General features: G+C 36.4%; 19 protein-coding genes, 1 pseudogene and 1 riboswitch. Of the genes and pseudogenes, 17 read left to right on the top strand and 3 right to left on the bottom strand.

What is annotated here, in order from left to right; genetic code table 11:
• Positions 1-444: 444 nt before the first annotated feature.
• Positions 445-831 (top strand): hypothetical protein, encoded by a 387-nt coding sequence (locus tag MHI10_RS19555; protein ID WP_340788455.1) that lies wholly within the window; start codon positions 445-447, stop codon positions 829-831.
• A gap of 217 nt (positions 832-1,048) precedes the next feature.
• On the opposite strand, the gene MHI10_RS19550 is transcribed toward MHI10_RS19555, so the two are convergent.
• Positions 1,049-2,986 carry an ABC-F family ATP-binding cassette domain-containing protein gene (locus MHI10_RS19550; RefSeq protein ID WP_340788453.1) on the bottom strand — a complete coding sequence of 646 codons (1,938 nt, stop codon included), beginning with the start codon at positions 2,984-2,986 and terminating at the stop codon, positions 1,049-1,051.
• A gap of 129 nt (positions 2,987-3,115) precedes the next feature.
• Between MHI10_RS19550 and MHI10_RS19545 the strand changes: the two genes are divergently transcribed.
• The 3 genes from MHI10_RS19545 (at position 3,116) to tatC (ending at position 4,897) form a co-directional block, all read left to right on the top strand.
• The gene (locus tag MHI10_RS19545) at positions 3,116-3,751 is read left to right on the top strand and encodes a redox-sensing transcriptional repressor Rex (RefSeq protein WP_340788450.1); all 636 of its coding nucleotides are present in this window, start codon (positions 3,116-3,118) and stop codon (positions 3,749-3,751) included.
• A 79-nt stretch (positions 3,752-3,830) separates the two neighbouring features.
• Positions 3,831-4,058: a twin-arginine translocase TatA/TatE family subunit gene (locus tag MHI10_RS19540; protein ID WP_340788447.1), complete on the top strand. Its 228-nt coding sequence runs from the start codon at positions 3,831-3,833 to the stop codon at positions 4,056-4,058.
• Between the two features lie 17 nt (positions 4,059-4,075).
• Positions 4,076-4,897: a twin-arginine translocase subunit TatC gene (tatC, locus tag MHI10_RS19535; protein WP_340788444.1), complete on the top strand. Its 822-nt coding sequence runs from the start codon at positions 4,076-4,078 to the stop codon at positions 4,895-4,897.
• A gap of 68 nt (positions 4,898-4,965) precedes the next feature.
• Here the strand turns inward: tatC and MHI10_RS19530 are convergent, their stop codons facing one another.
• The gene (locus tag MHI10_RS19530; protein WP_340788442.1) at positions 4,966-5,715 is read right to left on the bottom strand and encodes a CPBP family intramembrane glutamic endopeptidase; all 750 of its coding nucleotides are present in this window, start codon (positions 5,713-5,715) and stop codon (positions 4,966-4,968) included.
• A gap of 192 nt (positions 5,716-5,907) precedes the next feature.
• On the opposite strand from MHI10_RS19530, the gene groES reads away from it, so the two are divergent.
• The 8 genes and pseudogenes from groES to MHI10_RS19490 all read left to right on the top strand — a co-directional run bounded on the left by groES (position 5,908) and on the right by MHI10_RS19490 (position 14,150).
• Positions 5,908-6,192 carry a co-chaperone GroES gene (gene groES / locus MHI10_RS19525; RefSeq protein ID WP_340788440.1) on the top strand — a complete coding sequence of 95 codons (285 nt, stop codon included), beginning with the start codon at positions 5,908-5,910 and terminating at the stop codon, positions 6,190-6,192.
• Between the two features lie 114 nt (positions 6,193-6,306).
• Complete coding sequence (gene groL / locus MHI10_RS19520; protein WP_340788437.1) at positions 6,307-7,944, top strand: chaperonin GroEL; 1,638 nt, start codon at positions 6,307-6,309, stop codon at positions 7,942-7,944.
• A 380-nt stretch (positions 7,945-8,324) separates the two neighbouring features.
• Complete coding sequence (locus tag MHI10_RS19515) at positions 8,325-8,879, top strand: cupin domain-containing protein (RefSeq protein ID WP_340788435.1); 555 nt, start codon at positions 8,325-8,327, stop codon at positions 8,877-8,879.
• An 81-nt stretch (positions 8,880-8,960) separates the two neighbouring features.
• Entirely contained in the window at positions 8,961-9,401 is a 441-nt protein-coding gene (locus MHI10_RS19510) for a cell wall hydrolase (RefSeq protein ID WP_340788431.1), read from the top strand.
• A gap of 541 nt (positions 9,402-9,942) precedes the next feature.
• Positions 9,943-10,629, top strand: a complete 687-nt coding sequence (locus MHI10_RS19505) for a response regulator transcription factor (protein WP_340788428.1) — start codon at positions 9,943-9,945, stop codon at positions 10,627-10,629.
• A pseudogene (locus tag MHI10_RS19500) lies at positions 10,626-11,710 on the top strand (HAMP domain-containing sensor histidine kinase). Before MHI10_RS19505 ends, MHI10_RS19500 begins: the two are co-directional and overlap by 4 nt.
• Before the next feature lie 65 nt (positions 11,711-11,775).
• A complete protein-coding gene (locus tag MHI10_RS19495; protein WP_445683199.1) occupies positions 11,776-12,426 on the top strand; it encodes a TVP38/TMEM64 family protein in 651 nt (216 codons plus the stop codon).
• Between the two features lie 326 nt (positions 12,427-12,752).
• Complete coding sequence (locus MHI10_RS19490; protein ID WP_340788422.1) at positions 12,753-14,150, top strand: S-layer homology domain-containing protein; 1,398 nt, start codon at positions 12,753-12,755, stop codon at positions 14,148-14,150.
• A gap of 105 nt (positions 14,151-14,255) precedes the next feature.
• On the opposite strand, the gene MHI10_RS19485 is transcribed toward MHI10_RS19490, so the two are convergent.
• Positions 14,256-15,002, bottom strand: coding sequence for an alpha/beta hydrolase (locus MHI10_RS19485; RefSeq protein ID WP_340788421.1), 747 nt, complete (start codon positions 15,000-15,002; stop codon positions 14,256-14,258).
• Between the two features lie 196 nt (positions 15,003-15,198).
• Between MHI10_RS19485 and MHI10_RS19480 the strand changes: the two genes are divergently transcribed.
• The 5 genes from MHI10_RS19480 to hemG all read left to right on the top strand — a co-directional run bounded on the left by MHI10_RS19480 (position 15,199) and on the right by hemG (position 20,975).
• Positions 15,199-16,092 carry a LysR family transcriptional regulator gene (locus MHI10_RS19480; protein ID WP_340788419.1) on the top strand — a complete coding sequence of 298 codons (894 nt, stop codon included), beginning with the start codon at positions 15,199-15,201 and terminating at the stop codon, positions 16,090-16,092.
• A 17-nt stretch (positions 16,093-16,109) separates the two neighbouring features.
• Complete coding sequence (locus tag MHI10_RS19475; RefSeq protein ID WP_340788418.1) at positions 16,110-16,946, top strand: tetratricopeptide repeat protein; 837 nt, start codon at positions 16,110-16,112, stop codon at positions 16,944-16,946.
• Positions 16,947-17,110: 164 nt separating this feature from the next.
• Entirely contained in the window at positions 17,111-17,602 is a 492-nt protein-coding gene (locus MHI10_RS19470; RefSeq protein ID WP_340788417.1) for a chemotaxis protein, read from the top strand.
• 549 nt (positions 17,603-18,151) lie between these two features.
• Positions 18,152-19,444 carry a globin-coupled sensor protein gene (locus MHI10_RS19465; protein ID WP_340788414.1) on the top strand — a complete coding sequence of 431 codons (1,293 nt, stop codon included), beginning with the start codon at positions 18,152-18,154 and terminating at the stop codon, positions 19,442-19,444.
• Positions 19,445-19,589: 145 nt separating this feature from the next.
• Positions 19,590-20,975 carry a protoporphyrinogen oxidase gene (hemG, locus tag MHI10_RS19460; RefSeq protein WP_340788412.1) on the top strand — a complete coding sequence of 462 codons (1,386 nt, stop codon included), beginning with the start codon at positions 19,590-19,592 and terminating at the stop codon, positions 20,973-20,975.
• A gap of 111 nt (positions 20,976-21,086) precedes the next feature.
• Positions 21,087-21,185: riboswitch (SAM riboswitch) on the top strand.
• Positions 21,186-21,208: the final 23 nt, after the last annotated feature.

Raw genomic sequence — 21,208 nt, 5'->3', positions numbered from 1 at the left:
TGTAAAAAATATGTTGTTTACGTAGCAATTTTATTAAAGAGGAATTTTTCTGAAAAATTATCCACAAAACAATTCACATACCCACAAAAAGAATTGCGAACATGCGTACTTATGCACAATTTGTGGATAAGTTGTGGGTAACATGTGATTTATCTATATATAGTATTGGTTTTTACACAGATTAAGGTGTATAAATAAAATTGAAACTGTGGACAATGTGGAAAACCCTGTTGATATGTTGATATGACTGCATTTGTTTTGTGTATAAAATTGTGGAGACTTTTGTTGAAAAATTGTATATTGACCAAGATATATGACGAAAATTAGCGAGAGTAGGTTTAGAACTACCAATAGTATGGAATAGTAATTAAAATAGAATAATTCCCCGCTTTAGTTAATAAGGTAGTACAACCATTTAAATGCTGTATAAAGGGAGGGGCTTATATGAATTATTTAAAAGAACGTAATAAGATGAGAATGCTTTTGATTGGTGGTGTTCTATTAGCAATCATCGTTTTGTTCCTGTTGAACTCGGTACAACTAGGCCTATATGTTGCATCCTTTAGCGGGCTATTTTTGTTAGCGGCCATTAGTTGTTATCCGCTTGCGATTGTATACGGTCGCCGTCAAATCATTGATATTTTCAATAGCATTCGCATAGGGGAACGGCAGCCGTTTCGTTTACGGAAGTTCCGCTCACCGATGAAGCCAATCTATACATTACTAAATTTGATTGTTGCTACATTAACAACGTTATTTTTTGGCTGGATTTACGGAGCATATACAGCTTATCAAAAATTACGAATGTTAAAGAGCTTTCAGATAAAATAATCAAGTACACCTTGGTGCAATTGCGTTCAAAATTTATGACATCCACCGGGGCTTATTTTCATTCAGCGATTAATTAAGGATCTATTGAAAAACATGAATACTACATTCAATTCATCCACTTTAAAAGTTGAGTCTTCTGTAAAGCGAAGATAAAAGGAGAACGTTTGCACAATGTATGCAACGTTCTCCTTTTTTAGTAGTGGAAAAAAAGAATTGTTTATAAACTTTCAAGTTCTTCGTTTAGTTCAAGCCATTCCATTTCAAGTGTATCGTGCTGTTCTTTTGTTTCATTTAGCTCAGTCTGAATGGCAAGTGTTTTTTCATGATCAGAGAAAATTTCCGGATCGCATAATTGCTCCTCAAATAGAGCAATGGATTCATCAAGGGTCGACATATTTTTTTCGATTTCCTCAATAGAACGACGGATTTGACGTTCACGTTTTTTTGCGTCTTTATCAATCATAGAAGTCGTTTTCGTAGCTGGAGCCGTAACGTTCTTTGCTTCAAGTGCGGCAGCCTTCATCGCGGCCAACTCTTCAAGCTCTTGCTTTTTCTCCAAATAATAATCATAGTCGCCTAAATATTCGAAGGAACCTGTGCTCGATAGCTCCACGACTTTTGTAGCGATGCGATTAATGAAATAACGGTCATGCGAAACGAAAAGTAATGTACCAGGATAATCAATTAACGCATTTTCTAAAACTTCTTTGCTATCCAAGTCTAAATGGTTTGTAGGCTCGTCCAGTACAAGGAAATTCGCTTTTTGCATCATTAATTTAGCTAAAGCAAGACGTGCCTTTTCGCCACCTGATAATGAATTGACTAGCTTCGTCACATCATCCCCACTAAATAAAAAGCGCCCTAAAATGCTGCGAATATCCTTTTCATTCATTAAAGGCCACTCATCCCACAGTTCATTTAGTACAGGTTTATTGGATTGAAGCTTTGCTTGCTCTTGGTCATAGTAACTAATTTGCACATTTGTGCCGTAGCGGATGTCTCCAGCGAGCGCGGCTAAATCTTTTACAATTGTTTTAAGTAACGTCGATTTCCCAACACCATTTGGACCGACAAGTGCGATGCGATCTTCACGGAATACGCGCAACTGAATATTTTTAGAAATTTCCTTATTAGTATAACCGACTGCCAATTCGTCAATCGATAACACATCATTCCCACTTTGGCGCTCAATCGAAAAACCGAAATTTGCACTTTTCTCATCGCCATCAGGGGAATCCATCCATGCCGTTTTTTCAAGCACCTTGCGACGAGATTGTGCCATTTTTGTTGTCGAAGCACGCGCGAGATTTTTTTGAATAAATGTTTCGAGTTTCGCTTTTTCATCTACTTGGCGTTCATACATTTTTACATCACGCTCATAATTTTTTGCTTTTTCATCTAAATACGCGCTATAGTTCCCTGTATATTTTGTCGCTTTTGTTCGGGATATTTCATATACAATGGACACGACTTGGTCTAAAAAGTAGCGGTCGTGTGAAACGATTAAAATCGCCCCTTCATAGCCTTTTAAAAAGCCCTCTAGCCAAGAAAGTGTCTCGATATCTAAATGGTTCGTAGGCTCGTCTAAAATTAATAAATCAGGCTTTGAGAGTAATAATTTAGCTAATGCTAAACGCGTACGCTGCCCACCAGAAAGGGATTGAATTGGTTTTGGATAATCCTCAGGGAAAAATTGCATCCCGTGTAAAATCGAGCGTGTATCTGTCTCATATTGATAGCCACCAGCGTCTTTGAAATCATGCTGTAGCTGATCATAATCCGCCATTACGCGTGCATAAAGCTCACTGTTTTCATAAATAGTTGGGTCAGCCATTTGCTGTTCTAATTGGCGCAGTTTTTGCTCTTGTGCACGTAATTCGCTGAAAATGGTCATCATTTCATCCCAGATGGTCAGTTCAGAATCGATTTTGGCATGCTGCTCTAAATAGCCAATGCGCACGCCTTTTGGAATAATGATTTCACCTGAGTCAAAGCTCATCTGTCCAGCGATAATTTTTAGTAATGTCGATTTCCCGGCACCATTGCGCCCTACAAGAGCAACACGGTCACGATGTTGAACTTCTAGCTTTACACCGCTTAAAATTTCGTCGGTAATAAAAGATTTATATAATTGATTTACTTGTAATGTAATCATATTTACACCTCTATTTCTTCCCTCTAGTTTATCGGATGAAGAGGGGACACGCAACGGTGGATACTTTACTTGTGGCGATAGGTTTAGTAAGATTATAACGATTTCTAAAAGTATGTAGGAGGAGAATGTGTGAAACCAGAAATAAAAATTCCACAAGCAACTACGAAAAGACTTCCTCTGTATTATCGGTTTTTGCAAAATTTTGCAAATGAAGGCAAGAAACGAATTTCATCACAAGAATTAAGTGATGCAATGAAAATAGATTCTGCAACCATTCGACGGGATTTCTCTTATTTTGGTGCACTTGGGAAAAAGGGCTACGGCTATGATGTACAGCATTTACTCGAATTTTTCCGTAAAACACTAGACCAGGATGAGGCAATGAATGTTGCACTAATTGGTGTCGGAAACTTAGGGCATGGTTTACTTAAATACAATTTCCAGAAAAATCATAATACGCGTATTGTCGTTGCATTTGACTCAAAGGCACCGTATGAAGGAACGACGATTAGTGATATCCCAGTGTTTCATCCAGACCGCTTAGAAGAAATGTATGAAGAATTTGGTGCAGAACTAGCAATTTTAACGGTATCCTCGCGCTCTGCTCAAACAATGACGGATCGCCTTGTTAAAATGAATGCAAAAGGAATCTTAAATTTCACGCCGGTTCGTTTAGCTGTTCCGGATACGATTAAGTTAATGAATATTGATTTATCCGTGGAATTACAAGCGCTTATTTATTTAGTCCGTAATTCCAAACAATAACCATATGTTCACAGGATTGCTATTAGCCAAAAAGATGTAGATATTGTAAAATGTACATATAATAGAGGAGGTGGCTGTCGTGGTTGTGCATTTAAATGCGATTGGACCAGTAAGCCTAGTAATTATAGGGGTAGTAGCAATATTAATTTTCGGACCAAAGAAGTTGCCTGAGTTAGGTAAAGCAATGGGATCGACGCTTCGTGAATTCAAAAATGCCACAAAAGGCCTTGCAGATGACGATGATGATAAAAAAAATAAAGCTACCGTTATTGAACATAAAGATAACGAAAATAATCAAGCTAAGTAAATTAAGGATGTCTTAAAATGAATCCAGAAGAAAGAACTGTAATAGAACATTTCAATGAGTTAAGAAGTCGCTTATTTATTACAGCGATTTTCTTTGTAATTGCTTTGATTGGTGGTTTTTTTGTAACGGAACCGATTATTCACTTTATTCAACATAGCGATGAGGCTTCGCAGTTTGAATTGCACTTTTTTAACCCGACAGACCCTTTAGCGATATTTTTAAAAGTAATGTTTGTTGTGTCCTTTGTCTTTACATCGCCCGTATTACTGTATCAGCTTTGGTCATTCATTACACCAGGCTTACATGAAACGGAGCGTAAAGCGACACTCAAATATATCCCGTATTCATTCTTATTATTTATTGCAGGGATTAGTTTTTCATACTTTGTGTTATTCCCGTATGTAATGAATTTTATGACAATGCTTTCGAATGATCTAGACATTAAACCAACAATTGGGATTAACGAATATTTTAATTTCTTGTTTTCATTAGTGGTGCCGTTTGGGATTGTGTTTCAGTTACCAGTTGTCACGTTATTTTTTGCGCGTATTGGTCTATTGAATCCAGAACTGATGGTCAAGTTCCGTAAGTACTCCTACTTTGTATTATTTGTACTAGCTGCAATTTTAGCTCCGCCTGATTTGATTTCAAACTTAATCGTAGCAGTACCTTTATTTATTCTTTATGAAGTGAGTATCGTCATTTCTCGCGTCGGCTATCGTAAATTTGTCGAAGCAGAGGAAAAGCGAATAAAAGAAGAACAAGAGGCTGCGCAAACATCGCAAGTAGAGCAATTGCTAGAGGAACAACGTAGGAAAATTGAACAAATGAATAACTAAATATTTCTTAAACCATATAAAAAACGCTATTTCCCAATATAGGAGATAGCGTTTTTTCGTTGTGAAAATCATTTCGGTGCATTCTCAATAATTTGTTGGAACGTATCTGCATACATTTGAACGATTGTAACGAAGCCATTTAATAAAACATGCGCAATGATAGACGTTAGTAAGCGTTTCGTTTTGTAGTAAAGGAAGGCAAAAACCATTCCGCTAATCGTATAAATAATAATATGTGTAAAGTCCATATGAATAGCAGCGAATACAACGGAACTTATAATGCTTGCTATCCAAAAATTATAATTTTGAACGATCGAACCAAAAATAACCCGACGGAAAATTAACTCTTCTAAAATAGGACCGAGCAATACTGTAGCAATAATCATTATAGGTGCAACTTTTGTGATGAGCATAATGTCGGCTGTATTTTCAGATCCCATTTCAATACCTAATGCAAGCTCGATGTAAGCCCCAATTGTTTGACCGAAAAATACAAGGAAAAACCCGATAATTCCCCAACCAATAGAAGCGCCAATAGAAGCCTTTTCTCCTTTGAAAATATTCCAAAAGTGCTTGTCGCGCTGAATTAAGAGAAAGCTAATTAGAGTAGCGACTGCAAAGGAAATAGTAGACCACCATGCAGAAAGTTTAATTATTTGTTCTTGTTTCGTAGGCGCTGAAATAAACTCTAATAGATACTCTAGAAGTTCTGGGGATATTCTGAGTACGATTGCAGAGAGTTGACACACGAAATACGTGATCAACACATAAAGTGCGGTCTTTCGTGCTTTGAATTTAGGGGATGAACTAGATGTCAAGATGAGTAACCTTCTTTCATTTTTATTTATGAGAAAAACAGCAAGTAATTATATTGTAGAGGAATTTGGAAATAATTCAAAATTATTTATAGTTCTGACTTGCAAAAAAAAAGGGAATTCATTAAACTAATAATTGTGTTAGCACTCGTTAGTGTAGAGTGCTAAATTTAAAATTGTAGGGGGTTGTTTCACTTGTTAAGACCATTAGGAGATCGCATCATTATTGAACTTGTTGAGGTAGAAGAAAAAACTGCATTCGGTATTGTATTACCTGACTCAGCAAAAGAAAAACCACAAACTGGTAACGTAGTAGCAGTAGGTACAGGTCGTGTTCTTGACAACGGCACTCGTGTAGAGCTTGACGTAAAGGTCGGCGATGAAATTATCTTCTCACAATTCTCTGGTACAGAAGTGAAATACGACGGCGTAGAATATTTAATTTTACGTGAAAGCGACGTATTAGCAATTATCGGATAGACCCAAATTGAAAATAAACTGCAGCTAGATCTACATAATAAAGCATGCTAGCTGCATATATGATGTTGATAAATGAATGAAAATAGATAACTAATTTCAGGAGGTATATGGATTATGGCAAAAGATATTAAATTTTCAGAAGAAGCACGCTCATTAATGGCGGCTGGTGTTGATAAATTAGCAAACGCTGTAAAGGTGACACTTGGACCAAAAGGACGTAACGTTGTATTAGAAAAAAAATTCGGTTCACCACTTATTACAAATGACGGTGTATCTATCGCAAAAGAAATCGAATTAGAAAATGCATTCGAAAACATGGGGGCAAAATTAGTAGCAGAAGTAGCTTCTAAAACGAATGAAATTGCTGGTGATGGTACAACTACAGCAACGGTTCTTGCACAAGCTATGATCCGTGAAGGTTTAAAAAACGTAACAGCTGGTGCAAATCCTGTAGGTATCCGTAAAGGAATGGATAAAGCAGTAGCAGCGGCTTTAACGGAGCTTCAAACGATTTCACGTCCGGTGGAAAACAAAGAGTCAATTGCACAAGTAGCATCTATTTCTTCAGGTGATGACGAAATCGGTGGGTACATTGCGGACGCTATGGAGCGCGTAGGCAATGACGGTGTTATTACGATTGAAGAATCAAAAGGCTTCACAACAGAGCTTGACGTTGTAGAAGGTATGCAATTTGACCGTGGCTATGCGTCACACTACATGGTGACAGATACAGACAAAATGGAAGCGGTATTAGATAATCCATTTATTTTAATTACAGATAAAAAAATCTCGAACATTCAAGAGATTTTACCTGTGCTTGAGCAAGTTGTACAACAAGGTCGTCCAATTTTAATTATTGCGGAAGACGTTGAAGGGGAAGCTTTAGCAACTCTTGTAGTAAATAAATTACGTGGTACATTCAATGCGGTCGCAGTAAAGGCACCAGGGTTTGGTGATCGTCGTAAAGCAATGTTAGAAGATATTGCGATTCTTACTGGTGGTCAAGTCATTACGCAAGATCTTGGTTTAGATTTAAAAACAGCAGACTTAACATCATTAGGTCGCGCGGCAAAAGTTATCGTTTCAAAAGATAATACAACAATCGTTGAAGGCGCTGGTAACACAGACGCAGTAGCAGCACGCGTAAATCAAATTCGTATGCAGCTAGCTGAAACGACTTCAGAGTTTGATAAAGAAAAATTACAAGAGCGCTTAGCGAAATTAGCAGGCGGTGTTGCGGTTATTAAAGTAGGAGCAGCAACAGAAACAGAATTAAAAGAGCGTAAATTACGCATCGAGGACGCACTGAACTCTACACGCGCGGCAGTAGAAGAAGGTATCGTATCAGGTGGTGGTACAGCCCTTCTAAATGTATATAGCGCAGTTGCAAACGTGCTAGAAGAAGTAGACGGCGACGTAGCAACAGGTGTGAAAATCATTTTACGTGCATTAGAAGAACCAGTACGTCAAATTGCTGAAAACGCAGGTCTTGAGGGCTCAATTATCGTAGACCGTCTAAAACGTGAAGAAATCGGAACTGGCTTCAACGCAGCAACAGGCGAATGGGTAAACATGATTGAATCAGGTGTAGTAGACCCAGCAAAAGTAACGCGTTCAGCTTTACAAAACGCAGCATCAGTTGCTTCATTATTCCTTACAACGGAAGCGGTAGTAGCAGACATCCCTGAAGCAGGCGGCGGTATGGGCATGCCTGATATGGGCGGCATGGGTGGAATGGGCGGTATGATGTAGGGCTCACATGACGTGAGTCAGTCAAGCGTTGTCGCAGGACGCGACGACCTTAGCTTGACTTTCATCTATCATGGATGTGGTGACAAAGGCGTTGCGACAGGACGTTGTGACTTTAGCCTTTGTTCCTCTTTCACGAGGTGTTGATTTATAAATGGTTACGGGTGTTGGAATTGCATTATCAAGCTAAAAAATAACATTTCGCAAACAGATAAGTAAAAGAAGGAGCTTCTCATAATTTATGGGGGCTCCTTTTTCATTTGAAATGCTACACAGAAATAGGGCGAATGCTTACTGTCCAATCATTATCAGCTTACAAAAAAGTACATTCCTTGAACCTATTGCATAAGCTAGTTATCAAAACGATAAAGGGGTTTAGATAAATGTACTATGCACCTTATATGCATCAATATCCACAATTTAATTATGCTACGGCTCCTATGTATAATTACGGAATGCCCTCATTTTACTCGCCTTATGCTTATGGAGGAGGCCAAGTATGGAATTATGAGGAACGGTTAACTGATCATGGACCACAACCATATGTCGTCAATATCGAAGAAGCAATAAAACAAAATCAATCGTATCGCACAGCTTTATGGACAGGGAAACATCTTCAAGTTACTTTAATGAATCTCAAGCCTGGGGAAGACATTGGTCTAGAAATGCACCCAAATGTGGATCAATTTTTACGTGTTGAGCAAGGTCACGGCATTGTCCAAATGGGCGACCATAAAAATCATTTAAATTTTGTAAGAGATGTTTCGGATGATGATGCAATCATAATACCTGCAGGGCAGTGGCATAATCTCACAAATACAGGTACGGTTCCGCTTAAACTTTATTCAATCTATGCCCCACCGAACCATCCATTCGGTACAGTTCATCTTACAAAAGCTGAGGCAGAGGAAGAGGAACATCACCATCAACGTAATTAGTTAAGGATTGTAGGACCGTTATATGAAAATAATGACATCAATTTCTGCGCTTTTTCATACTATATGTATGAGGTGGATGAAATGGCGAGAGTTAAATATCGACAGGAAGACATTGATTTGATGGCAAGGATGATGCGAGCAGAAGCCGTGGGTGAAGGTAATCAAGGGATGTTATATGTTGGGAATGTCATTGTAAATCGTGCTGCGGCAGATTGTTCAGACTTTAAAGATGTTCGAACAATAGAAGATGTCATATTTCAAGTACAAGGTAATAACTATTCCTTTGAAGCGGTTCAAAAGGGAAATATGTTTTATCAAAGAGCAAGGCCGAATGAACAAAGATTAGCCGAGCAGACGTTGAAATATTGGCGAGAACATCCAGCGAAATATGCGCTTTGGTACTTTAATCCATATGGTCCTTGTCCGCCAACATGGTACGGTCAACCGTTTACAGGTCAGTTTAAAAATCACTGTTTTTATGAACCGGCAGCTGGAACATGTGAAAGCGTGTATATGGGGTAAGATTTCTCGGGGTGTATAGTAATATAGGGGATGTAACAGTTCACCTATAAAGAAATAAAAAAGCGGGTTCAATCCAACACGGATGAACACGCTTTTTTGTTATGTATAAGAAAATCAAAAAGAAACCCGGGAGTTTTCCCGGGTTTGATTAGCACTTACAGTTATTCCTCCATGACACACTGCCTCGCTTCCGTATTGTATCTTAAGATTTACCTAAGATAACCGCACTTTAGCTTTATTCAGTTGTGATGGTCCGTCAGAGAGATTATTCATCCTTACTCATCGGGTTAACCCTCCTAGTCACATTGGATTGGAAGTGAAATCTTTAATAGTATAGGTTGATTAGTAAATCTTATACACAGCAATTAAAATTAATTTTCATAAATGGAATCGGCGAAATTTCTCAAATAAGAAACACTTCCTTTTTTATCCTTTAAAGAAGATAATATTTTTAAGGACCTTAATCATGCCATCTTAACATTTGGCCTTTAAAATAGGAGTAACAATTCAAATCAAAGCGAAGAATAGATGGAGGAAATGAATGATGTTAAAAATATTAATTGTTGATGATGATAAAGAAATTCGAAATTTGATCGCAGTATATTTGGAAAATGAAGGAATGGAAACTGAAAAGGCTGAAGATGCGATGGAAGCTTTAAAAATGTTAGAAAAAAGTGCATTTGACCTCATTATTTTAGATATTATGATGCCGAAAATGGATGGCATTCAAGCGTGTATGAAAATTAGAGAGGAACGCAGCATGCCAATCATCATGCTTTCTGCAAAATCAGAGGATATGGACAAAATTCAAGGGCTCGCTGCGGGTGCAGATGATTATTTGTCTAAACCGTTTAATCCATTGGAATTAATTGCCCGGGTGAAATCTCAATTAAGAAGATATAAAAAATACAATGCCGAGCCAGTTGTCGATAAAAGTATTTTGGAAATAGGGGAGTTAACAGTCAATACAAATACACGGCAAGTGTGGGTGCAAAAGAAAGAAGTTCGATTAACGCCAAAAGAATTTGATATTTTGGAGCTGCTTGCTCGAAACAAAGGAATTGTTTTAAGCGTTGCAAAAATTTATGAAGCGGTATGGAAGGAAGACTTTTTTAAATCGGATAATACCGTGATGGTGCATATTACTAAAATTCGAGACAAAATAGAGGTAGAACCGAAACGCCCCATTTACATTAAGACAATTTGGGGAGTAGGTTATAAAATATGAACACGATTAAGTTTCGAAATACATTAACCGTAAATCTCCTTTTAATGATTGTCATTAGCTTTTTTGGAACGTATGTTGCGATAATCGTTTTTTCTAAAATGGGTACGCTTATTAACCCGAAAGGCAGTATGCTGAAATTAAGTTTATTACTAACATTTTGGTTTATTATGATCATCTTAACGTTCGTTTCGATATTTTCATTGCTCGTAAGGAAAAAAATACTGTATTTAAAACACATTTCTGAAACAGTCCAGCATATTGCAAATGGACAACTCGGGCTAACAATTGATATTAAAGGTAAGGATGAACTTTCACAGCTAGCCGGCAACATTAATTACATGTCAAAGGAATTAGAAAATAAGTTTATCCATGAAAGACAACTAGAAAAACAAAAAATGAACTAATTACAAATATCTCTCATGATTTACGGACACCATTAACATCAATTATTGGCTATTTGAATTTAATAAAAAGTGGGCAATATAATAATGAAAATCAGCTACAGGAATATTTTGAAACGATTTATTCAAAATCACAAAGACTCAATTACTTGATGGATGAGCTATTTGAATTTACCCGATTATCTAGTCCAGATGCGATGTTAAATCTGAATAAAGTGGATTTAACAAGTTTATTGCAGCAAATTGTAGGGGAGTATATTCCAATTTTTGAGAAGGAACAATTAACTGTCCAACGATTAATTACAGAAGAAGATATCCCTGTTTTAATCGATGTTGATAAAATGGTGCGTGTGTATGAAAACCTTTTTATGAATGCCATTAAATACAGTATGAAGCCTTCCGATATACAAGTTGCTTTTAACTCCATAGAGAATATCGCCGTTTTACAAGTATCAAACAAAGTAGAAAATCCCCCTAGAGCAGATGTTAATAAAATGTTTGAACGTTTTTTTAGGGGAGATGAGGCAAGGATGGATGCACAAGGGACAGGACTTGGATTGTCGATATCCAAAAGAATTATTGAACTTCATCATGGGAACATACGCGCAGAGTACAAAGATAATTGGATAAGCTTTATTGTGGAACTTCCAATAAATCATGAACATCTTCAGAATTCTTAATGATTTTTAGGCGTATTTCTTAATTTTCTTTTCTTACTATATGGAGATAGGAAGTAATGAGGAGAATGAAGAATTTGAAAAAGAAATGGATCATTATTGCCATTTGGATTTTAGCTGTATGTATATTAAAGTATTTTAATTTACTTTCACTGGATATGTATACGTTGAAAGCACTAATTTCGGAGTATAAAAATTATGCATATATCGTGTTTATCGGTTTATGGATTGTACGGCTAATATTTTTAATTCCAGGTACAATACTAATGATTTTGGGAGGCATATGCTTTAGTCCAGTAGAAGCTTTCTTATTATCAACAGTAGGGATAGCATTGAGTACGACGTTGATTTATATTGTTTCAAGATATTTCGCAAGTCATAAGATGAGAACGTATTTAGTGGATCGACATCCAGAGTTGGACAGCTTATTAGAAACGTATAACTACAAATTTCTAGCACTAGGCATTATTTTTCCAATAGCTCCTGCAGACGTCATTTGCTTTTTATCCGCTTCAGCCCGTATCAAATATGTAACATATCTATTAACGATACTAATTGCGGGCGCCCCGTTAAGGATACTGTATAGTGTTATTGGGACAAGTCTCGGTGAATCCAAAGTTGGTTTAGCCTTTTTAATCGTATCGTTTGCAATTGTATTTATTGCATCCTTTAAAATTTGGAACAATATTAAGAAAAAGCAAAAGATTCAATGCGAATGAGGGCGCTCAAAGTTTATACGCACAGAAGGTAAAGGAAATAGAATCGCATATAAGCTTAGTAACGCTAACCCCTAGTAAACGGGGGATAGCGTTATTTTTATTGCCTTATAAATGATATTTCAAAAGAATATTAAATCCAAATCATCTCAAGTGAAAAGTCATAAAAATAGACGCTATTAATGCAAAGTGTTCCACGTGAAAAGTTTTATCGATATAATATTTTCTGTCTATTCTGTCGATTATACTTATTAATCTTATATTCTTTTGCTTTTTTATATGTCAATAATTATAATTAAATATGATATTCACAATAAAGGGGGATTTGGATGAAAAAGTTAACGGTTTTTGCAGCACTTATTTTAATGGTTCAATTATTTTTACCATACTCATTAAATGTTAAGGCGGAAGAAACGGATGAGCTATTCAATTATTTAGCGCTAGGTGATTCACTCGCAGCAGGTATGGATGAAAAAGGTGAGATTGGCTATGGCTATGCTGATTATTTAGCACTGTTATTGGCGGGGGACGATGAGGGGTCTATTGATTATAATAAAGGCTTCGCATATCCAGGCTATACAACAGCTGATGTTTTAAAGGACATTCAGGCAGATGTAACAAAGCCGATTACTGATCTAACAGGTATTACGAAAAATACAACAGCAATTAAACAAGCAATTAAAGATGCTGACTTTATAACGTTAAGCGTTGGAGCAAACGACGTCTTAAAAAATGTGAAGACAAGCGAAACAGGTCAACTTTCATTTGATTTAGCAGGCGTTACAAAAAGTATTCAAGATGTAGCGTTGAATTATGAAAAAATCTTTGCAGCCATTTATGATTTAAACCCTGAAGTCGATGTTGTTGTGATGGGTCTTTACAATCCATTCCCTTATATTCAAGATGCATCAATTCAAACGCAATTAAATACGTTAGTTTCGACGATGAATAAAGCATTACAAACAGTTGTCGAAAAAAATGACGCTATTTATTCAAATGTTGCGGAGTTAGTTGCAGGGAATTTCACAACATACTTACCAAATCCACAAAATATCCATTTAGCTGCAACTGGTTATGGGGCAGTGGCAGAAATGATGTTGAGTGATTATATTGTCGCTATTTTAGGTGATTACGAAGATGAGTATGGTGACTTAATTGAAACGCCAATTACTGAAGCGGGTGACTACTTCACAGATATCGCAGGTCATTGGGGTAGTGAATATATTAATTTAGCGTATATGGGCGGTTTCATGAATGGCTTTGAAGATGGCACATTCAAACCAGATGTTAATGTAACGAGAGTACAAGTATTATCTGTTATTGCTCGTGCTTTCGATTTGACGGCAACTAAACCAGCGCCATTTAAAGATATTAAAAACTATTCATTACAAACACAAAATGAAATTGCAGCAGCTTATGAAGCAGGTCTCGTGAAAGAAAACGGTGGTTATTTAAATCCGAAAGATAATGTAACAAGAGCGCAATTCGCACTTATTTTAACACGTCTTTCAAATAGCCTTGAAGGTGAAGTGTATGTACCAGCTGCAAAAGCGCCATTCAAAGATATTGCAAAATACGATGAAGAAACGCAAAATGCAATCACACTTTTATATGATTTACAACTTGTCCAAGGAAAAACAGCAGATCAATTTGATCCAGCTGGAAGTATGACGAGAGCACAGTTAGCAAAAGTATTAGTTTTAGCATTTTTAAGCGGTGAAGAATAAGCGTAAATCAATTAAGATAAAAGCGAGCGTTCAATGGATGGGGATCCATGGACGCTCGCTTTTTATTAATTGCAAAAAAGGGGATTTTTGCAAGGGGATATAAGATTATTCTTTCCACTTTAAGCTCTCAAAGAAATGATAAATCTCTTCAAAAACGAGTTCGCGTTCTTTCCCTAATGTTAAAATATGACCAGAGTTAACAAAGGTTTTTACGGATTTAATCGGCGATTTTATTGAAGAATAAATTAAATCGGCACTTTCACAATAGTATTCATCATCTTCAAATCCACGTAAAATGTGGACAGGTGATTGGATCGTATTTAAGTTATCACTTGTTTCATTAATAAGGTTTTGTAAATTAATTAATGAAGGCATCTCCATAAGCTCAGCAATTTTTGTGCGAGTATCAACGGCTTCATCATACGTACCAGATAATTTTTTATAATTAATTGCATAATCAACAATGCGGCTTTGTAGGCTATCCGTTGTTTTAGCTAAAGCTGGTGCAGACATTGAAACAATCGCTTTTGTTGGACGTTCTTCTCCTAATTTTAATGAGAAAATACCGCCGAGCGATACACCTGCGACTGCGATTTCATCATAACCACGGCTGCGTAATTCATCATAGCCTTCAATGGCACTATTCCACCATTCCATTGGATTGGATTTAATAAGTTGATCTGGCCCACTACCATGCCCTTTGTATAAAGGTGCGTGTACAGTGTAGTTGCGATCTGATAAATATTTTCCTAAACGTTTTACATCATTTGTGTTGCCTGTAAATCCGTGAAGTAAAAGAACAGCACGATTCCCTGTTTCAGTTAAAAAAGGTTTCGGCGCGATGAGTTTCATAGTCGATTAGACTCCTTCGTGAAGTTAATTGTGTCAGTTTTAGAAAACTTTATAAAAATCTATTGATATTTAAAAGCAATTTTGTTATGAAATACAGTTGTTACCGACTATTATAGAACTATAAATATATAAGTACAATTTATTATTTTTATCATTTCGATTACTTTAAGTTATCAATGGAGTGAGGTATGAATTTATGGAGATGGAACAACTTCGATATTTTAAAACCGTTGCTAAGATGCAACATATGACCCGTGCAGCAGAAGTTCTATCGATTTCTCAACCGGCGTTAAGTAAGTCGATTGCAAACATTGAACAAGACCTTGGTGTGCCATTATTTAATCGAGAAGGGCGTTCCATTTATTTAAATCGTTTTGGCGAAACCTTTTTGCAAAGTGTAAATGTGATTTTAGATGAATATGAGCGTGTAAAAGAAGAATTTGAAGATATTGTCCGTCCAGGTTCCGGTGAAGTATCATTCGGCTTTATTCATACGCTAGGAACAGAAGTTGTGCCAGAACTAATTGCGGCAACGAGGAAACGTTTTCCCAATATGCTTTTTTCATTAACACAAGCGACATCATTAAGTTTAATGAAACGTTTAGAAGAAGGGGCAATTGATTTATGTTTATCCCAAAAAATTGCTTCGAAAGTGATTGAAATTGAAACAGAGGAATTATTTGCGGAGGAGCTATTCGTTGTTGTACCTAATACACATCCTTTAGCTCACCTAGAAAGCATCAAGTTAGAAGATATTAAAGGTGAACCATTTATTGCGATTAAAAAAGGAAATTCATTGCGTCAATTAGTTGATGAATTTTTCCTTAAGGAAGGGATTAAGCTGAATACAACTTTTGCTGCTGAAGAAATGCATACCGTTGCGGGATTCGTAAGTGCTGGAATGGGGGTCTCGCTCATTCCAAACATTAAAGGGCTCGATAATTATAATGTAAAACGTTTAAAGGTAAATCCGCCTTGCTATCGTTCAATTGGGGTTTCGTGGGCAAAAAATCGTTATTTACCGCCCGCAGCGACAGAGTTCAAGCAGTATTTAATCGAGTATCTTCAAGATAGAGAAAAAATGCAGTAAGTAATTGGAGGAGTAGTATGATGTGGCAGCAAAAGCAGTTATTTGAGCGATTAATAAATGAACATGTAGAGCCACAAACAGCTGAAAGATTGAGGCAACAATTACAGCTAGCGCTTCATGGTGATAGTAGCGCGATGGTAGAAGTGGCTCGATTTTATAAGGTAGCTGACTATTTGGATGGTATGCACGAGTGGTTGAAGAATGCGATTGATCATAACGATGCGGATGGATATTTTGAATTGGCCAACTGCTTTTATGAAGGTATTGGTGTAGAGGAAAGCATACATCGCGCTCTGTACTATTATGAACAGGCAGCACAGCAAAATCATCCAGATGCGATGAATAATTTAGCGGATATGTATTTGAATGGAGAAGGTACTGAAATTAATGAAGAAGCAGCAATGGCATGGTTTATAAAAGCTGCAAACTGCGATGTAGTAGAAGCGATGTACACACTTGGCATTATGTATGAGCAAGGAATTGGGACAGAAATTGATGAGGACAAGGCATTTACATATTATAAAATGGCGGCAAATGGCGGAGATAGTGAAGGGCTTTACCGCATTGGGATGATTTATTTCAATGGGGAACTAAAGCAAAATCAAAGCTATGAGCAGGCAATGAAATGGTTTTATCGTGCAGCAGATATTTTCCAAGTAGATGCACTTTATAATATTGCTTATTGCTATGAAAATGCACTCGGCGTGGAGAAGGATCAACAACAAGCTATTCGCTATTATAAACAAGCTGCTTTACTAGAAGATGTTGCATCCATGTTGAAACTAGCCGAGCTATATGAAGGAGTAGATCCTCAAGAGGCGGAAAAATGGCGACAAGCAGCACGACAAATTTAACTATATAAGTTCACCTAATGAAACTGATATTTCATTAGAATTAAAATCGAACTAAGGATACGTTCTTTTGTTTTTTAGAAAAGAAATTCATCGATATGTTTAGATTTTCTAAAGAATAGGAATTATATTTATTATAAAAGAATTGGATAAGGAGGGAATCTGCGATGCTATTATTTGCGATTCCACAATTGTCTTCTAATCAAAATGAAAGTCCTATGCAAAAAATGAGTAAATATTCGCGAATGCAACAAGAAGATTTAACAGCGCTCTGTACGATTGTTGAGTACTTAAAAGGACATTTACAAGTAGGATTAGACCATCAAGATGTGAAGAAATATATTGGGGAAATATCAATCATAAATACTCATCAAACAAAACGATATGAAGAAATTGATGCATTGATTAACGAGAATATCTTCCAAATGAAAAAGGGGAAAACACAGGATAATACCGTGCTACTTTATGGGAAAGAGGTTCGAAAAGTTGAATCTGGTTTGCGCACATTGAAGTTATTTGTTTGTGATGCAATCGAGATGTTAGGTGAGGGAAAGATAGAGGGCAATCGAAGTGAAGACAGAATCCGTTATTTCGAAACAAGGTCCCTTTCTTTGGGAAAAGAAATTTCTATTTTAAGTGATCAATTATCACAAATTTAAAGTGCTACATTTTCTTCATTGGTGATACCGATGGGGGAAATGTATTTTTGAAATATAATTTGACTCTATGAATAGATCCTTATTTCTATGGGACGATGTACTTAATAGAAGTAGGTATAATAGATTGAGGATGAGCATATAATATATGACAGAATGTGTGTTTTCTATAAATAACCACTTTTAACATTTACAAATTTAACATTTAACCCTATAGTCCTTATAACATTTAATTCCTTAAAAGGAAATGTGTACATTGTGAATGTGATTCATTAGGTACAATGAAATCGGAACTATTTTTGAGACAAGTATATTTTGGACGGTATGCAATACTAAACGACTAAAAATATGGCTAGTGTAGTCACATAAACATTTTTTTAGTCGTTATTGTTTATATGAATCACTGGTTTGCTTCTTTATAATGTTGTTAACTAGTATAGTTTTATAAATAAGTAAATAGATATATTGAAAACTTTAAGAGTACTTAAATAAACTAAAAACGTCATTTATATCATTACGAAATACAATATTAAAATAGGTGAGGGCATGTGAATGTTTTTTAAAAAAAAGGATGCTATTCCAAAAACGATGATAAGTGATGTAGCTGTTAAGTTAGAGTATATAAACAATTTAAAGGTACGCAAACAGATTCAGATGCTAAATTTAACAGAGGAAGATTTAAAGTATTTAAAAGTTTTCAAACCACATATTGATAAAAATATTGAGATGGTCGTTGGTGAATTTTATCAAAACTTAGGGATGGAATCCAGTTTAACAAATATTATTAGTAATCATAGCTCTGTAGAACGTTTAAAACTAACTTTAAAAAGGCATATTTGTGAAATGTTTGAAGGGATTATTGATGATGAATATTTTGCGAAACGAATAAAAATTGCACAAGTGCATGTTCATATTGGCTTGAAAACAAAATGGTATATTGGGGCTTTCCAAAGTTTATTTATTGTTTTTATTCAATTAGTGAAGGAAAACATTGCAGATGATGAGCAGCGCTTTAAAACAATTGAAGCGATTTCGAAAATATTAAACTTTGAGCAACAAGTAGTTTTAGAAGAATATGAAGCAGTACTAGAACGAATGAAGGACCAGCTGGCAGAAGAAAAACGTCAAATTAGTAATTCAATTATTGAATCATCGTCGAATTTAGCAACGATTTCTGAGGAAACAAATGCAGCATTTCAACAGCTAACAGCACAATCACAAATAATGACCTCCTTTGCGAAAAAAGCCATTGATATTTCAAATGTGGCGGATGAACAAGCGCAAAATGGGAAAAGCCAATTACATCGCCAAGTTGATTGTATGAATGCTATTCAAGATTCAGTGGGTTCTATTTCTGAAGAGATTGATAAGCTAGTAGAAATTTCAAAGGAAATGGAAGCAACAATGGGGATTGTAACAAATATTGCAAACCAAACAAATTTATTGGCGCTAAATGCTGCAATTGAAGCGGCACGAGCAGGAGAAGCGGGTAAAGGATTTGGTGTTGTAGCAGGTGAAGTGCGAAAGCTATCTGAACAAACGAAAGAATCGGCTGTCAATGTAGGAGAACTATTAAAAAATACGAATGATCGCACGATGAAATTGCTTGAATCATTGGAGCAAATTCAGAAAGCTGTTCAAACAGGTGAGGAAAATATGGGAGGCACCGAAGAACAATTCTCACTTATCGTGGAGGCTATGGTGGAAACGAAAGAACAAAATAACCTAGTTGAAAATGAAGTGGAGCAAATGTGTGGCATCATATCGGAGCTTGGTCGAGCATTTGATGAAGTGACATTGTCAGCTGATACATTAGCTGTCATTTCACATGGGCTAGAAAAATAATGTATTTAATAAACCCATGCCATTTTGATTCAATTCAAAATGGTTTTTTCGTGCGATATTTGTAATATACGGTTTGCCTATTTTGAAGGGAAACCGATTATACTAAAGATAAATATAGTTATGTACGGGAATGGGAGCGATTAGGATGAAAACAGTTATCGTTGTAGGTGGCGGCATTACAGGTCTTTGCACGATGCATTATTTGAAAAGACAAATGGCTGAGAAAAAGGTAGCGGCGCGTCTTATTTTAATAGAAAAGAATGCGCATTTAGGTGGGAAAATTCATTCAGAATATGAAGACGGGTTTATTATGGAAACAGGTGCGGACTCTATTGTTGCGCGTCATCCTGGTGTACTGGAACTTGTACGCGAACTGGATTTTGAATCAGAACTTGTATATAACGAGACAGGTATATCCTATATTCATACGAATAATGAGCTTCATGCGATTCCAGCGGGCTCAACATTTGGTATTCCGATGAGTGTGGATTCATTAATGGCAAGTACGCTCATTTCTGAAGAGGGAAAAAAACGTGTGCTACAAGATTTTGAAATACCGAATACGGATTTTACAAAGGACAGTTCAATAGGAGAGTTTTTGGAATTTTTCTTAGGGGAAGAAGTTGTGCATAATCAAATTGCCCCAGTACTATCAGGCGTTTATTCAGGTGATTTGTATCAATTAAGTTTAGCATCGACACTCCCTTATTTAGTCGATTATAAAAATGATCATGGTTCAATCATTAAAGGGTTTGAGGAAAATCGAGAGCAGTTTGAGAAGGCCGCAAATAAGAAGTTCATTTCATTTAAAAATGGATTGTCTGCTGTCATCGATCGACTTGAGGAAATGTTGCCAGAAGTTGAATTTATGAAAAATGCTACAACAGAAAGTATTCGAAAAGTGGGAACGCGCTATGAGGTAATAGCTAACGGAGAAAAAGTGGAAGCGGACGTTGTTGTGCTTGCCGTTCCAAATGACACCGTGCGTAAAGTATTAGCGGATGCACCACTAGATAAAAATTTAAAACAGTTTTCAACGGCATCTGTACTGACGATGTATGTAGGTTTTGATGTGCCGGATGATGTATTGCCAGCGGATGGAACGGGCTTTATTGTTTCGCATCAGAGTGATTTAATGTGCAATGCATCGACTTGGACAAGTAGAAAATGGAAGCATACGTCAGCACAAGGTAACCTACTTGTACGTTTATTTTATAAAAATAGTAATCCGCGCTATGAACAATTAGCTGCAATGTCAGATGATGAGCTTACGAAAGTTGCGTTAGAGGATATTCGAATAAGCCTTGGCATTGAAGCACAACCAAAAATAGTGAATGTGACAAAGTGGATTGATCAAATGCCGCGTTATGATTTAGCGCATAATGAGGCGCTTGGTATTGTAATAGAAGATTTAGAGGCGCGTTATCCGAACGTAATACTTGCAGGTTGCTCGTATTTTGGTGTGGGCATTGGTGCATGTATTCAAAACGGGAAAAAAACCGCACAACAAATAATCAATGCAATTGTGTAAAGTTATGCTTGAATGTGCTAGAAGGTATTGACGTTTTTTTCATATAACGTTATGATTCTTTTAATTATTATTAAAAAATTCATATAATTACTAATAAAAAAATAATATTGTATCTTATCGAGAGAAGTTGAGGGACTGGCCCTATGAAACTTCAGCAACCAACGAATTGTCAGGTGCTAAATCCAGCAGGCAAATGCCAGAAGATGAGAGGGACCTAAACTTACTATGTGTAA

Origin of the sequence: Solibacillus sp. FSL K6-1523, from assembly GCF_038005225.1 — a bacterium.
Classification (GTDB): Bacteria; Bacillota; Bacilli; order Bacillales_A; family Planococcaceae; genus Solibacillus.
Note: the sequence above shows the minus strand (reverse complement) of the source record. Positions and strands in the feature narration are given on the sequence as shown.

Coding starts and splice junctions, on each gene's coding strand:
- tatC (WP_340788444.1), top strand. CDS start 4,076: ATGAATCCAGAAGAAAGAACTGTAATAGAACATTTCAATGAGTTAAGA.
- groL (WP_340788437.1), top strand. CDS start 6,307: ATGGCAAAAGATATTAAATTTTCAGAAGAAGCACGCTCATTAATGGCG.
- MHI10_RS19550 (WP_340788453.1), bottom strand. CDS start 2,986: ATGATTACATTACAAGTAAATCAATTATATAAATCTTTTATTACCGAC.
- MHI10_RS19465 (WP_340788414.1), top strand. CDS start 18,152: ATGTTTTTTAAAAAAAAGGATGCTATTCCAAAAACGATGATAAGTGAT.
- MHI10_RS19515 (WP_340788435.1), top strand. CDS start 8,325: ATGTACTATGCACCTTATATGCATCAATATCCACAATTTAATTATGCT.
- MHI10_RS19480 (WP_340788419.1), top strand. CDS start 15,199: ATGGAGATGGAACAACTTCGATATTTTAAAACCGTTGCTAAGATGCAA.
- MHI10_RS19555 (WP_340788455.1), top strand. CDS start 445: ATGAATTATTTAAAAGAACGTAATAAGATGAGAATGCTTTTGATTGGT.
- MHI10_RS19510 (WP_340788431.1), top strand. CDS start 8,961: ATGGCGAGAGTTAAATATCGACAGGAAGACATTGATTTGATGGCAAGG.
- MHI10_RS19505 (WP_340788428.1), top strand. CDS start 9,943: ATGATGTTAAAAATATTAATTGTTGATGATGATAAAGAAATTCGAAAT.
- MHI10_RS19470 (WP_340788417.1), top strand. CDS start 17,111: ATGCTATTATTTGCGATTCCACAATTGTCTTCTAATCAAAATGAAAGT.
- MHI10_RS19485 (WP_340788421.1), bottom strand. CDS start 15,002: ATGAAACTCATCGCGCCGAAACCTTTTTTAACTGAAACAGGGAATCGT.
- hemG (WP_340788412.1), top strand. CDS start 19,590: ATGAAAACAGTTATCGTTGTAGGTGGCGGCATTACAGGTCTTTGCACG.
- MHI10_RS19495 (WP_445683199.1), top strand. CDS start 11,776: ATGAAGAATTTGAAAAAGAAATGGATCATTATTGCCATTTGGATTTTA.
- MHI10_RS19475 (WP_340788418.1), top strand. CDS start 16,110: ATGATGTGGCAGCAAAAGCAGTTATTTGAGCGATTAATAAATGAACAT.
- MHI10_RS19490 (WP_340788422.1), top strand. CDS start 12,753: ATGAAAAAGTTAACGGTTTTTGCAGCACTTATTTTAATGGTTCAATTA.